The 14,348-nt window shown below is 67.6% G+C and carries 11 protein-coding genes; 9 read left to right on the top strand and 2 right to left on the bottom strand.

Features of this window, described 5'->3' with window-relative positions; translation table 11 throughout:
* Nucleotides 1-3 precede the first annotated feature (3 nt).
* The 3 genes from ilvN (at nt 4) to AX744_RS14305 (ending at nt 2,957) form a co-directional block, all read left to right on the top strand.
* Nucleotides 4-513: an acetolactate synthase small subunit gene (ilvN, locus tag AX744_RS14295; protein ID WP_017830816.1), complete on the top strand. Its 510-nt coding sequence runs from the start codon at nt 4-6 to the stop codon at nt 511-513.
* 46 nt (nt 514-559) lie between these two features.
* Complete coding sequence (ilvC, locus tag AX744_RS14300; protein ID WP_061017583.1) at nt 560-1,588, top strand: ketol-acid reductoisomerase; 1,029 nt, start codon at nt 560-562, stop codon at nt 1,586-1,588.
* Nucleotides 1,589-1,682: 94 nt separating this feature from the next.
* The gene (locus tag AX744_RS14305) at nt 1,683-2,957 is read left to right on the top strand and encodes an alpha-L-fucosidase (protein WP_442922835.1); all 1,275 of its coding nucleotides are present in this window, start codon (nt 1,683-1,685) and stop codon (nt 2,955-2,957) included.
* Between the two features lie 19 nt (nt 2,958-2,976).
* Here AX744_RS14305 and AX744_RS14310 read toward each other — a convergent pair whose 3' ends face one another.
* Nucleotides 2,977-4,128: an ROK family transcriptional regulator gene (locus tag AX744_RS14310; RefSeq protein WP_058630557.1), complete on the bottom strand. Its 1,152-nt coding sequence runs from the start codon at nt 4,126-4,128 to the stop codon at nt 2,977-2,979.
* Nucleotides 4,129-4,329: 201 nt separating this feature from the next.
* Between AX744_RS14310 and AX744_RS14315 the strand changes: the two genes are divergently transcribed.
* From AX744_RS14315 to AX744_RS14340, 6 genes are all read left to right on the top strand, one after another.
* Entirely contained in the window at nt 4,330-5,589 is a 1,260-nt protein-coding gene (locus AX744_RS14315; protein ID WP_218867345.1) for an ABC transporter substrate-binding protein, read from the top strand.
* Between the two features lie 51 nt (nt 5,590-5,640).
* On the top strand, nt 5,641-6,546 hold the full coding sequence (locus AX744_RS14320) for a carbohydrate ABC transporter permease (protein ID WP_045265140.1): 906 nt from the start codon (nt 5,641-5,643) through the stop codon (nt 6,544-6,546).
* A complete protein-coding gene (locus AX744_RS14325; RefSeq protein WP_061017587.1) occupies nt 6,536-7,450 on the top strand; it encodes a carbohydrate ABC transporter permease in 915 nt (304 codons plus the stop codon). Before AX744_RS14320 ends, AX744_RS14325 begins: the two co-directional genes overlap by 11 nt.
* A gap of 2 nt (nt 7,451-7,452) precedes the next feature.
* Nucleotides 7,453-8,427, top strand: coding sequence for an ROK family protein (locus AX744_RS14330; RefSeq protein ID WP_082738537.1), 975 nt, complete (start codon nt 7,453-7,455; stop codon nt 8,425-8,427).
* A gap of 82 nt (nt 8,428-8,509) precedes the next feature.
* A complete protein-coding gene (locus AX744_RS14335) occupies nt 8,510-10,054 on the top strand; it encodes a M81 family metallopeptidase (RefSeq protein WP_331709308.1) in 1,545 nt (514 codons plus the stop codon).
* Entirely contained in the window at nt 10,051-11,391 is a 1,341-nt protein-coding gene (locus tag AX744_RS14340) for an alpha-L-fucosidase (protein WP_061017592.1), read from the top strand. Before AX744_RS14335 ends, AX744_RS14340 begins: the two co-directional genes overlap by 4 nt.
* Before the next feature lie 72 nt (nt 11,392-11,463).
* Here the strand turns inward: AX744_RS14340 and AX744_RS14345 are convergent, their stop codons facing one another.
* The gene (locus AX744_RS14345; RefSeq protein ID WP_061017593.1) at nt 11,464-14,319 is read right to left on the bottom strand and encodes an FAD-binding and (Fe-S)-binding domain-containing protein; all 2,856 of its coding nucleotides are present in this window, start codon (nt 14,317-14,319) and stop codon (nt 11,464-11,466) included.
* Nucleotides 14,320-14,348 lie beyond the last annotated feature (29 nt).

A 14,348-nucleotide genomic window follows, 5' to 3' on the forward strand; every position in this document is an offset into this window, starting at 1 on the left:
TCCATGTCGACCCATGTGCTGAGCCTGCTGGTGGAGAACACCCCCGGCCTTCTGACCCGTGTGGCCGGCCTCTTCGCCCGCCGCGGCTTCAACATCGATTCCCTCGCCGTCGGCGTGACGGAGGTGCCTGGTATCTCCCGGATCACCGTCGTCGTCGATGTCGATGAGCTCCCGCTCGAGCAGGTCACCAAGCAGCTCAACAAGCTGATCAACGTGATCAAGATCGTCGAGCTCGACTTCGCCACGTCGGTGCAGCGCGAGCACATGCTCGTGAAGGTCCGCACCGACAACGCCACCCGCTCGAACGTGATCGAGGTCGTCAACCTCTTCCGCGCTTCCGTGGTCGACTACGCCTCCGACGCGCTCGTGATCGAGGTCACCGGCGACAAGGGCAAGGTCGATGCCATGCTCCGCGCGCTCGAGCCCTTCGGCATCAAGGAGATCGCGCAGTCCGGTCTTCTCGCCATCGGCCGCGGTGGCAAGAGCATCACGGAACGCGTGCTGCGCGGTTGATGCGCCCCCTCTACCTACACGAACCACAATCAAGGAGAAACACAAAGTGAGCACCGAGATCTTCTACGACGCCGATGCAGACCTGTCCCTGATCCAGGGCAAGAAGGTCGCCATCGTCGGTTACGGCTCGCAGGGCCACGCCCATGCGCAGAACCTTCGCGACTCGGGTGTCGAGGTCGCGATCGCCCTCAAGGAGGGCTCGAAGTCGGCGGCCAAGGCCGAGGAGGCAGGCTTCCCGGTCAAGACCGTCGCCGAGGCCACCAAGTGGGCCGACGTCATCATGATCCTCGCGCCGGACCAGCACCAGCGCACGATCTACAGCGAGTCCATCGCGCCGAACCTCACGGCCGGCAAGACGCTCGCGTTCGCCCACGGCTTCAACATCCGCTTCGGCTACATCGACGCTCCCGAGGGCGTCGACGTGATCCTGGTCGCCCCGAAGGCTCCGGGCCACACCGTGCGTCGTGAGTTCGTCGCGGGCCGCGGCATCCCCGACATCATCGCCGTCGAGCGCGACGCATCGGGCAAGGCCTGGGACCTGGCGCTCTCCTACGCGAAAGCCATCGGCGGCACCAGGGCCGGCGTCATCAAGACGACGTTCACCGAAGAGACCGAGACCGACCTGTTCGGCGAGCAGGCCGTGCTCTGCGGTGGTGTGAGCCACCTCGTGCAGGCGGGCTTCGAGACCCTCACCGAAGCGGGCTACCAGCCGCAGATCGCGTACTTCGAGGTGCTGCACGAGCTCAAGCTCATCGTCGACCTCATGTGGGAGGGCGGCATCGCCAAGCAGCGTTGGTCGATCTCCGACACCGCCGAGTTCGGCGACTACGTCTCGGGCCCGCGCGTCATCGACGAGCGCGTCAAGGAGAGCATGAAGGGCGTGCTGGCCGACATCCAGTCCGGCGCCTTCGCCAAGCGCTTCATCGACGACCAGGACAACGGGGCCGAGGAGTTCCTGGCGCTGCGTGCCAAGGAGGAGCAGCACCCCATCGAGGTCACCGGCAAGGAGCTGCGCTCGCTCTTCGCATGGAAGCAGCAGGACGAGGACTACATCGACGGCAGCGCCGCGCGCTGATTCGATCTTCGAACGAACGGGCGTCCCTTCGGGGGCGCCCGTTCTGCGTCGAGCAGGTCCATCCACTCTCTAAACATCGGATGTCTGTGCCAGGATGGGAGGTATGCGACAGGAATGGTTTGACCGGGCTCGGTTCGGCATGTTCGTCCACTTCGGCCTCTACAGCACCGCCGCACGGCACGAGTGGGTGCAGAACTACGAGCGGCTCACGGACGAGGACTACCGTCAGTACTTCGAGCACTTCGATCCCGATCTCTTCGATGCCGCAGCACTCGCGCGCACGGCGAAAGCGACGGGCATGGGGTATGTCGTGCTCACCACGAAGCACCACGACGGTTTCTGCCTCTGGGATTCGAAGCTGACCGACTTCACCTCGGTCGCGAACACCGGACGTGACCTGGTGCGCGAGTACGTCGACGCGCTGCGGGCGGAAGGCCTGAAAGTCGGCCTGTACCACTCGGTCATCGACTGGCATCACCCCGACTTCACGATCGACTGGAACCACCCGCGTCGCGACGACGAGAACGCTCATGAGCTGAACGCCGGCCGCGACATGGCCGGATATCGCGCCTACCTCCACGGTCAGGTGCGCGAGCTCCTCACGGAGTACGGCGACATCGACTACCTCTTCTTCGATTTCACCTACCCGGAGGAGAAGGACGGGTGGGCAGGCAAGGGCCCCGGGGACTGGGATGCGGAGGCACTGCTCGCTCTGTGCCGGGAGCTGCAGCCGAACATGCTGGTCAACGATCGTCTGGGTATCCCCGCGGACTTCGTCACGCCAGAGCAGTATCAGCCCACCGCGCCGATCGTGCGAGACGGCGTTCCCCTCACATGGGAGGCGTGCCAGACGCTGAACGGATCGTGGGGTTACCACCGCGACAACATGGACCAGAAGTCGTCGACGTTGCTCGTGCAGATGCTCGTCGACTCTGTCTCGATGGACGGCAACATGCTGCTGAACATCGGCCCGGACGGGCGTGGGGCGATCGCTCCGCGGGATGCGAGCACGTTGGCGGAGATCGGGGAGTGGATGCGCCTGCACCGGAACGCGGTGGTCGGCGCGGGGTACGCGGCCTTCACCCCACCGCGTGAGGGCGTCTACACGCGCAGGGGAAACCGGCTCTACCTGAGCCTCTTCAGCTGGCCCATGGGTTTCGTCCACCTCCCGGAGCTCGCGGGCAAGGTGTCGTACGTCCGGCTGCTCAACGACGGATCCTGGCTCCAGACGAGCGTGTCCGACCCCGATCGCGAGGCGGATCTCATGACACCCGCAGGCGAGGCCGAGGGGACTCTGACCGTCCACCTCCCGGTGCGTCGACCCGATGTGCTGGTCCCCGTGATCGAGCTGACCCTGATCGAGGACTGATCTGCACCGTGGCGGTGGCTCAGGCGGCCGCCACGGGGATGTCCATGCCCTCGAGCGCGAGTCGGGCCGCGCCGTGCAGGATGGCGTCGGCGCCCGTCGCCGCGGACTCGATGCGCAGTCGCTGGGTGGCGAGCGGGTGGCAGGCCTCGTAGACGCGGCTGCGGACGGCCGCGATGAACGGTTCGGATGCGCTCATGCTGCCGGTGAGGAACACGGCGTGCGGATTGAAGAAGTTCACGACCCCGGAGAGTGCCTGACCCAGGTGGGTGCCGGCGGTTCGGACCAGAGTCGTGGCGAGGGGATCGGCGTCGCGCGCCAGGCTCAGCACGTCGGTCGTCGTGCGCACGGCGTCGTTCCCGCGCTCGCGCATCTGTCGGACCAGACTCGCCCCGCTCGCCACGGTTTCCAGGCATCCGGTGTTTCCGCAGGAGCAGGGGATGTCGCCGCTGCCGTCGATGCGCGTGTGGGTGATGTCGCCCGCGGCCGACGTGGCGCCGCGGTGCACGTGCCCGTCCACGATGATGCCGCTGCCGATGGCGGTTCCCGCCTTCACCGTGATGCTGTGACCGGTGTGGCCGAAACGCTCACGGTGCTCGCCGAGCGCGGCGAGGTTCGCGTCGTTGTCGACGGCGACAGGGACCCCGTAGCGCGCGGAGAGGTGCTCGCCGACGCGGAACCCCGGCCATCCGGGCATCCGCGAGGGTTGGTCGACGGATCCCGTGGAGATGTCGACCGGACCGGGGAGGCTGATCCCGATCGCATGGATCCTCCCCGAGGACAGGAGACGGTCGAACACGACCGCCAGGCGATCCAGGGTGGCCTGCGGTCCCTCGGTGACATCGACGGCGATGGATTCACTGTCCAGGAGGGCACCGCTGAGGGAGTGCCTGCCGATGCGGGCGTGTCCGCCGCCGAGGTCAGCGGACAGGACGAAGCCGTCCGCCGCGATCTGAAGGACACGTGGGCGCCGCCCTCCGCGTGACGTGCCGTCTCCGGCTTCTCTGAGCACGCCGGCATCCAGCAGGGACTGCACGCGGAGACCGACCGTCGATGCGGCCACGCCGAGCGAGGCGGCGAGCTCGGAACGCGATCGCGCCTCACCGCGGGCGACGAGGTCGAGGATGCGTCGCGTGTGCGGATCGTCGACGGCGGTGTCAGCGGAGTTCGTCATGAGAGCACTTTCCTGTCGGAGCATCGTCAGCGTAGCGGGGGTTCGTCGTGTTTCCCGGGAGTTACGAATTATCAAGCTCCGATAAACATCGGATGTTCGGCTTGCGGCCACTTGCGAAGTATGAAACGGTAACTTCATACGAAATCCTACTAGGTTACTTCGACCCGCGAATTAACCGGTTCCCTTTCCAGGAGGCATTCAATGAAGAAGTTGCGTGTAGGGGCTGTGGTCGCCGTCGCCGGCGTCGCGGTCGCGATGACCGGCTGCGCGAGCGGCAGCGGCACGGGTGGTTCGGCAGACGGCGACACCATCGTGGTGGACATGTGGGCCGGGAGCGAGTCGGACGTGGACGCCCTCGAGGCGCAGGTCGCGTTCGCGCAGGAGCAGAACCCCGACATCAAGATCAAGCTGCAGACGTCGCCGTGGAGCGACTTCTTCACGAAGCTGACCACCAACATGGCCAGCGGCAACATGGCGTGCGTCACGGGCATGAGCGGCGCGCAGCTGGGAGGCTACACCGGCGGCTTCCGCGAGCTGAGCGATGCCGACCTGAAGACGGCGGGAATCGACTGGGCCGACTTCAATCCGAGCGCCGACGGGATCCTCAGCTTCGAGGGCAAGACCTACGGCGTGCCGTTCGACGTCGCCACCATGCTCGTCTACTACAACCAGGACATGCTGACCGCCGCCGGCGCCGCAACCCCTGAGATCGGGTGGACGTTCGACGACTTCGACAAGATCGCCGCCGACGCCACCAAGGACGGCAAGTACGGCTTCGGCATGGGTATGGGCGGCTACCAGTGGATGTCGATGCCGATCGCCTACTCCGCCACGCAGCCGGCCTCCGAGGACGGCACGTTGCACATCGATGAGAAGGCCTTCGTCGACGCGTCGACCTGGTACGCCGAGCTCGTGACCGAGAAGAAGGTCGCCGCACCCGTGGCCTCCGCTTCCGACACGGGGTGGGGAGAGAACCAGTACACCGGCGCCAACGCGGCCATGGCCGTCGACGGCACCTGGAACGCGGTGAGCTACCTCGACAACGAGTCGGGCTTCGCCGCAGGCATGGTCCCGCTGCCCGCCGGAGTCGACGGCAACCCCGGTCCGATCCTCGGCTCGGGCTACGGCATCTCGGCCAACTGCAAGAATCCCGAGGCCGCGCTCAAGGTCATGGGCTCGCTGCTCGGCGAGGACGCGCAGGACTACATCGCGTCGTCCGGCCGCTCCTACCCGGCACGCACGTCGTCGCAGCCGCTGTACTTCGAGTCGATCGACGAGAAGTACCGCGACCAGGTGAAGTCCGTCTTCGAGGCTGCGTTCGGTGACACCGTCCCCCTCTACATGACGAAGAACTGGCAGAAGCTCGACAGCTACATCCAGCCCAACCTCGTCAGCGTCTACAACGGCCAGATGACGATGGAAGAGCTGCTGTCGAACGCGCAGGCGCAGTTCGGCGAGTGATCGGGCCTCGGCCACCACAGCAGCAATGCAGTAACAGAGGAAGAAACTGAGATGACGATCACCACGAGACGTCGACGATCGCTCGCCAAGGTGGAGGCCGGTCAGGCGCTGGGATTCGCAAGCCCAGCCCTGATCGGGCTCGCCCTGTTCACGATCGTGCCCGTCGGGCTGTCGATCGTGATGAGCGTCTTCGACTGGCCGACCTTCGGCGAGCGGACCTTCAACGGCGTGGACAACTACGTCAAGCTGTTCACCAGCAGCCCCGACTTCTGGCCGGCGCTGCGCAACTCGGCGGTGTACACCCTGCTGTACGTGCCGTTGAGCGTCGCTCTCTCGCTCGTGCTCGCTCTCGGTCTGAACTCCCGGATCCGCGGTCGCGGCGCACTGAGGGTGCTGTTCTTCATCCCCGTCGTCACGCCGATGGTCGCCAACGTGCTGGTCTGGAAGATGATGCTCCAGCCGCAGGGACTCTTCAACGGCCTCTCGCAGACCTGGTTCGGCATCGAGCTGCCCAACTTCCTCGCCGATCCGTCGTGGGCCATGATCATGGTCGTCGTCATGAGCGTCTGGCAGGGACTCGGCTACAACATGCTGATCTTCTCGGCCGCCCTCGAGCAGCTCCCCGAGAGCGTGCTGGAGGCGGCGAGCATCGACGGCGCACAGGGGATCCGGCGGGTGTGGAGCATCATCGTCCCGATGATCTCGCCATCGATCTTCTTCGCCACCATCATGACGATGATCACGTCGCTGCAGGTGTTCGTGCAGCCGCAGATGCTCACCGGCGGCGGTCCGGGCAATGCCACGAAGCCGCTCGTCATGTACATCTGGGAGCAGGGATTCACCTTCGGCGATCTCGGCCTCGCCGCTGCAGCCGCGTGGATCCTGTTCGCGATCATCATCGCGATCACCGGGCTCCAGTTCGCCGCACAGAAGAAGTGGGTGCACTATGAGCACTGAGACCCTCGTCCGGCCCGCCGGACGCACCGGCCGCGCCGATCGCGAACGCGAGCGCGCACGCGGTGCGGCGACGACCCCCGGCGCCCGCGCCCGTCTGATCCTCGCGCACGTCGCGATCTACGTGGCTGCGCTGATCTTCATCTCGCCGTTGATCTACGCGTTCTTCTCGGCTCTCAAGCCGAACGCGGAGATGTTCTCGATGCCGCCGACCCTGGTGGGCTCCGAACTGCGGTGGAGCAACTTCGTCGACGTGTTCGCCTACGGGCCGTTCCTGACGTACATCATGAACTCCTTCATCGTCGCGATCGGCGGAACGCTCGTCGTGCTGATCGTCTCGACCGCAGCCGGATACGCCTTCGGGCGCCTGCGGTGGAAGGGCCGGGACGCGGTGTTCGTGCTGTTCCTGGCCACCCTGATGGTTCCCGCCGAGGTGCTCGTCATCCCCATGTTCCAGGTCATGCAGTGGTTCAACTGGGTCGACACATACCAGGCGCTCATCCTTCCGTTCGCGTTCGGCGCCTTCGGCACCTTCCTGATGCGGCAGTTCTTCCGCGGCATCCCCTATGAGCTGGAGGAGGCGGCCCGTGTCGACGGCGCAGGCCCCGTGCGATCGTTCCTGCAGATCATCCTTCCGCTGTCGAAGTCGGCGGTGGCGGTGCTCGCGGTGTTCACGTTCCTCTCGTTCTGGAACAGCTACCTGTGGCCGCTGATCGTGACGGTCGACTACAACGCGCACGGCACGCTTCCGGTCGGCCTCGCGAGCTTCGCCGGGCTCACCGGCACGCGGTGGGACCTGCAGATGGCAGCCGCGATCATCTCGATGGTGCCGACCACGATCCTTGTGATCGTGCTGCAGAAGCACCTCGTCAAGGGGATCGCGATGGCCGGGCTGGGTGGTCGCTGAGCATGATCGGTCAGGAACAGGGGACCAGCACGCTCATCGGTGGCGCAGCCGGACCCGGTGCGGCTCTCGTCGGGATCGACATCGGCGGCACCAAGATCGCCGCCCTTCTGGTGGACGGTGACGGTGCCGTGCTCGGCCGGGGCAGCGTCGGCGCACCGGCCGCGCTCGGCGGTGCAGCGATGGCGGATGCGGCAGCGACCCTCGCCATGTCGCTGGCAGCGGAGGCGGGAGTATCGCTGGCCGCAGCCGGAGTGGGGGCGGCCGGAGTCATCGACCACGAGACGGGGACGATCCGTGCGGCGTCGGCGACCTTCGTCGGCTGGACGGGGTTCGCCCTCGGGCATGAACTGGCGTCACGCCTCGGCGTCCCCGTGCGGGTAGAGAACGACGTGAACGCCTTCCTGCTCGGTGAGGCCGCGGCGGAAGGGCGCACGGATCGGGACGTGCTCGGCGTCATGCTCGGCACGGGGGTGGGCGGCGCCGTCCTCATCGACGGCGAACTTCACCACGGACCGCACGGTGCCGCCGGTGAGATCGGACACACACCCGGGTACAGCGACCTCGTCTGCACCTGCGGCCAGATCGGGCATCTCGAGACGCTGGCCTCCGGCACTTCCATCGCGCTGCGCTACCAGGAGAGCACGGGCGCCCCGGTGCGCGACGCTCGCGAGGTCGCCGACCGTGCGCGCCGCGGCGACACGGAGGCGATTGCGGCGTTCGACGCTGCGGGTCGGGCGCTCGCCCTCGCTTGCGCGACCGCGGCCACGATCCTCGACCTGCCCTGCGCGATCGTCGGGGGCGGGGTCACGGCCGCATGGGACCTCCTCGAGCCGGCCATCGCGCGTACGCTCGCCACCGACTCGCCGGTGTCGGGTATCCCGCTGCGCATCATTCCGGCCGTCCTCGGTTCCGACGCGGTCGCTCTCGGCGCGATCGAGACGGCCCGCCGTGCGCTCGTGCCGGCAGGCGCACGCTGAGAGACGACCGACCCCACGCACGACCCTCGCACCACAAGGAGCACCTCACGTGACCGCACGTCCTGAAGCCCACGAGATCTGGATGGGCCCGCTTCCCACCGTCGCCGACGGCGGTCTCGCCCTGCCACGCATCGGCATCGCCGGGATCTCCATCGAGTCGAGCACCTTCTCGCCTCACATCTCCGGTGACGAGGCGTTCACGGTTCGTACCGGCCCGACGTTGCGGGGGTACTACCCGTTCCTGGACGATGGACGCGAACTCGCCTCCGCCGCGGACTGGGTGCCGCTGACCCACGGACGCTCTCTTCCTGGCGGAGCCGTCGCGCCGGAGACCTATCGCCGGATGAAGGATGCGATCGTCGCCGGCATCCGGGAGCACGGTCCCTTCGACGGGTTCTTCTTCGACATCCACGGCGCCATGAGCGTGGTCGGCATGGACGACGCCGAGGGCGATCTCGCGCTCGCGGTGCGCGCCGCCCTCGGTCCCCACACGCTGGTCTCGACCTCGATGGATCTGCACGGCAACGTCTCGGAGGTGCTGCGTGACGCGGTAGACCTGCTGACGTGTTACCGCATGGCTCCGCACGAGGATTGGATGAACACCAAGGAGCGTGCGGTGTGGAACCTGCTCGCCCGGCTGAGGGGACCGCACGGCTCCGACCCACTGCGGCGGCGCCCCTTCTCCGCCTGGGTACCCGTGCCCGTGCTGCTGCCGGGGGAGAAGACCAGCACGCGGCTGGAGCCGGCGCGCAGCATCTACGCCCAGCTGCCCGAGATCGAAGCCCTCCCCGGGGTGGTCGACGCCTCCGTCTGGATCGGCTACGCCTGGGCGGACGAGCCGCGGTGCCAGGCCTACGTGGTCGTCACCGGGGACGACGAGCAGGTGATCGCACGGGAAGCCGAGCGTGTCGCGCGGATGTTCTGGGACGCGCGCGAGGACTTCGTCTTCGTGGCCGAGACCGGCTCGCTCGACGACGCCCTCGACAAGGCCCTCGCTCCGGGAGCACCGCGGCCCTACCTGATCTCGGACTCGGGGGACAACCCGACGGCCGGTGGCGCCGGCGACGTGACCTGGACGCTCGCGCACCTGCTGGAACGCGCCGAGCTCACGGACTCCAGCCGCACCACACTCGTGGCCTCGATCTTCGACCGCGAAGCCGTCGCACGGGCTGTCGCGGCCGGCGTCGGAGCCACGGTGTCGCTCGATGCCGGAGCCCGGGTGGATCCCGGTCCACACGGACCTGTCACGATCACCGGGACCGTGTTCTCCATCAGCGATGGCGACCCGGATGCGGGTACGCAGGTCGTCATCGCCGTGGGCGGTCTGCACGCGATCATCACCGAGCGCCGCAAGCCTTTCCACCACCTCTCTGACTTCCGGATGCTGGGCCTCGAGCCCACCACCGCGGACATCGTCGTCGTGAAGATCGGCTATCTCGAACCCGAGCTCTACGAACTCGCCGCGGGGTGGACTCTCGCGCTGACCCCTGGTGGCGTCGACCAGGACCTGCTGCGGCTGGGCCACCACCATCTACAGCCGGGTGTCTACCCGTTCGACGCCGACGGCGATCCGGACCTGACCGCCACCGTCGTCCGCCGCGGAACCGCAGAGGAGCAGAACGCATGATGAACTTCGAGAAGCGGACAGGCCCCGACTTCGGCGTTGACGCCCCGGTGTACCCGACTCAGGGTGTGCCCGACTGGTATCGGGACGCGAAGCTCGGGTTCTTCGTCCACTGGGGGCTGTACTCGGTGCCGGCGTGGGCGGTGCAGCACGGCGACGGCGTGAACATCCCGACCGAGGATGCGTACGCCTGGCATCAGTACGCCGAGTGGTACGGCAACACGGTGCGGATCGCGGGCAGCCCCACCTGGGAGCGCCACCAGCAGTTGTTCGGCCCCGGCACCTCGTACGAGGACCTGGCCGATCGGTGGGACGCCTCGGCGTTCGACGCGGATGCCTTCGTGGGCGAGTTGGTCGGTGCCGGGGCCAAGTACATCGTCCCCACGACCAAGCACCACGAGGGTTTCTGCCTCTGGGACACGGCGTCCACCGGTTTCAACTCGGTCGCTCGTGGTCCGCGCCGCGACCTGATCTCCGAGTTCCACGACGCCACCCGTCGCGCGGGGGCGAAGTTCGGGGTGTACTACTCCGGTGCGCTCGACTGGCACGTGAGCGACTTCCCGCCGATCGAGTCCGACACCGATCTGTTCCGCTTCCGTCGCAACGATGCGCACTTCGCCCGCTACTCGGCTGCCCAGCTCGAAGAGCTCGTGTCCCGCTTCTCGCCGGACGTGCTGTGGAACGACATCGAGTGGCCCGACGGTGGCAAGGGGCACGACGAGTATGCGGTCGCCGCCCTCCTGCAGCGGTACTTCGACGCGGTGCCCGACGGTGTCGTCAACGACCGTTGGGGCGTCCCGTACCACGGCTTCCTCACACGCGAATACACGGACATCCCCGAGATCATCCCGGATCCGTGGGAGTCGACGCGTGGACTCGGCTACTCCTTCGGCTTCAATCAGGCAGAGGACGAACGCCACTCGCTGTCCGGCGCGGCGCTGATCCGTCTGCTCGTCGACGTCGTGGCGAAGAACGGCAACCTGCTGATCAACGTCGGCCCCGCAGCGGACGGCTCCATCCCCGAGCTCCAGCGTCGTGCGATGCGCGAGCTGGGTGCATGGCTGCAGACGAACGGCGACACGGTCTACGGCACGCGCCCGTGGATCCGGATGGGGGAGCGCAGCGGTGCCCCGCGTCGCTACACCACCACCGGGTCGACCGTGCACGTGCATGCTCTCGACCCGAGCATCGGGACGCTCGACCTGCCGGACGAGCTCGCGCAGTCCGACCTGCGGTGGACCGACGGCAGTGCGGTCGAGAAGTCCGACGGTGATCGTGCGGTCGTGGTGATCCCCGCGCGTCTGCGTGGAGAGGCCGTCGCGGTGCTGTCCGCAGGCTGAGACGGACGGTTCGCGACGAGACGAGGGCCCCTCCGATGGTGTCGGAAGGGCCCTCGGTGTCTTCGCGCGGAGTCAGCCCCGCGTGAGCTCCTCGAGCACCTCGATCACGTGACGGTACGGCCGGCCGGTGGCGCGGGACATTCCGATCTCGCAGGTGCGGTTCGCCGAGACGAAGGCGTCGTAGCCGCCCTGGGCGCGCTCGGCCGCTGCGATCTCCGCGGACTCCTGTGCCGTCGCGCTGGCGGTGAGCTCCGGATGCAGCATGCCGCGGTCGCCCGCGAATGCGCAGCAGCCCCACCCCTCGGGAACGAACACGTCATCCGCGACGGCGGCGGCGATCGCGGTCAACGCTCCCGTCGCTCCGAGCGCCGTCGTGGAGCATGTCGGATGCACGGCGACGGTGGGCAGCTTCGCGGGCACGGTCAGCTTCGGCAGGACTTCGCGTGCCACGAAGGTGGTCGCATCCTCGATCCGCAGCCCGGCATATCGAGGGCTCTTCGCGACGGCCTGTGCGAGCATGACGTCCAGACCCTCGGTGCAGGAGGCCGCGTCGCACACCACGGGAAGCTCGCCCGCGCGACTGGCCTCCCACAGCGAATCGAGCACCCGGTCCGACATCAGGGCATAGCCGTCGAGATGACCCTTCGACTTCCAGGGTGTCCCGCAGCAGAGGCCGCCGTTCTCCTCCGGGATCACGACGGGGATACCCGCGCGGTCCAGGAGCGCTCGCAGCGCATTCCGTGACCCCTCGCCGTCGCCCTCCGCGCCGAACATGGTGCCGATGCACGCGCCGAAGAAGACGGCCTGCGCATCGGTCGGCGCCTCCGGACGCGGTGGCTTCGAGCCGCCGTGGGGGAGTCCTCCGTCGTACAGCGGTACGGTGTCGGCCCCCAGCACCGCGCGGCCGAGGTGCGTGACCCCGCGCACCAGAGGGGCGGGGAGGGCGTCCGCGACGGTGAGCGCGACGCCGCCGGCGCGGGTGACCGTACCCCAGTGCTTGGCCGCCGTGCCCCACACGGCCCCCTCGATCGCGTTCGACTGCTCCGCGCGAAGTCGACGCACCAGGTCGCCCGTGTTGATGTCGACCGGGCAGGCCACACCGCACATGCCGTCGACCGCGCAGGTCTGAACGCCGTCGTAGTCGTAGTCCTTCTGCAGATCGCGCAGCAGCTCGGTGTCGCCTTGTTCCTCGGCCCACGCCATATCGCGACGGATCACGATGCGCTGTCGAGGCGTGAGCGTGATGCCCTTGCTGGGACAGGTCGGCTCGCAGTACCCGCACTCGACGCAGCGGTCGACTTCCTTCTCCACCGTCGGCACCCGTTTGAGGTCGTGCAGGTAGGAGTCGGGGTCGTCGGAGAGCACAACGCCCGGGTTCAGGATGCCGTGCGGGTCGAGGAGGTTCTTGATCTCCCACATCATGTCGGTGAGCTGGTCGCCGTACTGTCGGCGGACGAACGGCGCCATGATCCGACCGGTGCCGTGCTCCGCCTTCAGCGACCCCTGCTGCGAGAGCACGAGCTCGACGAGGTCGTCGGTGAAGCGCCGATAGCGCGCGACGCTTTCCGCATCGTCGAACCGCTCGTTGAGGAGGAAGTGGATGTTGCCGTCCTTGGCGTGTCCGAAGATGACCGAGCCCTCGTAGCCGTGCTCGGAGAAGAGCTCGATGAGGCGCTCGCAGGTGTGGAGGAGACGCGGCACCGGGACCACGATGTCCTCCAGCAGGGCGGTCGTTCCGGACGGTCGGGCGCCCGCGACCGCCGTGTAGAGCCCCTTGCGCACGTGCCACAGCGCGGCGCGTTCGGCCGCATCCGTGGTGAGGCGCGGGGCGACGGCGAGCGGGAGGGCTTCGAAGTGCGTCTGGGCGGCGGAGCTCGACGCGACGAGGGTGTCTGCGTCCTGAGCATGGACTTCGACCAGCAGAGCGGCGTGTCCCTGCACCTCGATCTCGGCGATGGCGTCCGGCACGTCGCTTAACCCCTGCGCGACACGCAACGAGGCGGCGTCCATCAGCTCGATCGTGGCGAGACCGAGTCGCGTGAGATCAGGCAGAGCCGTCATCGCGGCGGACAGCGTGTCGAAGACCAGGAGGCCGGTCGCGATCGAGGGGAGCACCTCGATCGTGCGGAAGCGGGCTTCCGCCACGAAGGCGAGCGTGCCCTCGGATCCGATGACGAGATGCTCCAGGATGCGCACCGGATCATCGAAGTCGAGCAGTGCATTGAGCCCGTAGCCCATCGTGTTCTTCATCGAGAACTGCTGACGGAGGAAGGCGACGTGCTCGGGGGATGCCAGCAGACGCTCCCGCAGGGAGAGCAGGCCCTCGGCGATGGCGGGTTCCGCCGCGCGGAGCATCTCGTTCGCATCCGGGTGGCCGGTGTCGAGGATCGTGCCGCTGGGAAGCACGATCGTCATCGACTCGATCGTCCGGTACGAGTTCTCGGTGATACCGCACGCCATGCCGCTGGAGTTGTTGGCGACGACGCCGCCGATCGTGCACGCGATCTCACTCGCCGGATCGGGGCCGAGCTTGCGGCGGTACCTCGCGAGCCTGGTGTTCACCTGGCGCACCGTCGCACCCGGACCCACCCGGACCGCAGCGCCGTCGTCCTCGACACGGATGTCGCGGAAGCCGCTGCGCGTGTCCACCAGGATGTCTCCGCTGACGCTCTGACCGGACAGGCTGGTGCCTCCGGAGCGGAACGTCATCGTGCGCCCGGCAGCTCTGACCGCTCCGAAGACACGAGCGACACCCTCCGCGTCAGCGGGGGAGAGCACGGCATCGGGGATCAGCAGGTAGTGGGACGCGTCGTGCGCGCGGGCGAAACGGTCGATCGAGCGTGCGTGCACCTGCGTCGTCGGCCCCAGCAGGGCAGGATCCAGCGGCTCGGCGAGGGTGGTCTTCACGGTGCTCCTCTGCTCCGTCATGAGATTGTCAGACAAGTGTACCGACTGCG

This window comes from Microbacterium sp. CCH5-D1, assembly GCF_001557335.1.
GTDB lineage: Bacteria > Actinomycetota > Actinomycetes > Actinomycetales > Microbacteriaceae > Microbacterium > Microbacterium oxydans.

Bases quoted from the DNA above. Each gene is read 5' to 3' on its own strand.
- AX744_RS14315 (WP_218867345.1), top strand. From the start codon at position 4,330: ATGAAGAAGTTGCGTGTAGGGGCTGTGGTCGCCGTCGCCGGCGTCGCG.
- AX744_RS14310 (WP_058630557.1), bottom strand. From the start codon at position 4,128: ATGACGAACTCCGCTGACACCGCCGTCGACGATCCGCACACGCGACGC.
- AX744_RS14330 (WP_082738537.1), top strand. From the start codon at position 7,453: ATGATCGGTCAGGAACAGGGGACCAGCACGCTCATCGGTGGCGCAGCC.
- AX744_RS14305 (WP_442922835.1), top strand. From the start codon at position 1,683: ATGGGAGGTATGCGACAGGAATGGTTTGACCGGGCTCGGTTCGGCATG.
- AX744_RS14335 (WP_331709308.1), top strand. From the start codon at position 8,510: ATGGGCCCGCTTCCCACCGTCGCCGACGGCGGTCTCGCCCTGCCACGC.
- AX744_RS14340 (WP_061017592.1), top strand. From the start codon at position 10,051: ATGATGAACTTCGAGAAGCGGACAGGCCCCGACTTCGGCGTTGACGCC.
- AX744_RS14325 (WP_061017587.1), top strand. From the start codon at position 6,536: ATGAGCACTGAGACCCTCGTCCGGCCCGCCGGACGCACCGGCCGCGCC.
- AX744_RS14345 (WP_061017593.1), bottom strand. From the start codon at position 14,319: ATGACGGAGCAGAGGAGCACCGTGAAGACCACCCTCGCCGAGCCGCTG.
- ilvN (WP_017830816.1), top strand. From the start codon at position 4: ATGTCGACCCATGTGCTGAGCCTGCTGGTGGAGAACACCCCCGGCCTT.
- AX744_RS14320 (WP_045265140.1), top strand. From the start codon at position 5,641: ATGACGATCACCACGAGACGTCGACGATCGCTCGCCAAGGTGGAGGCC.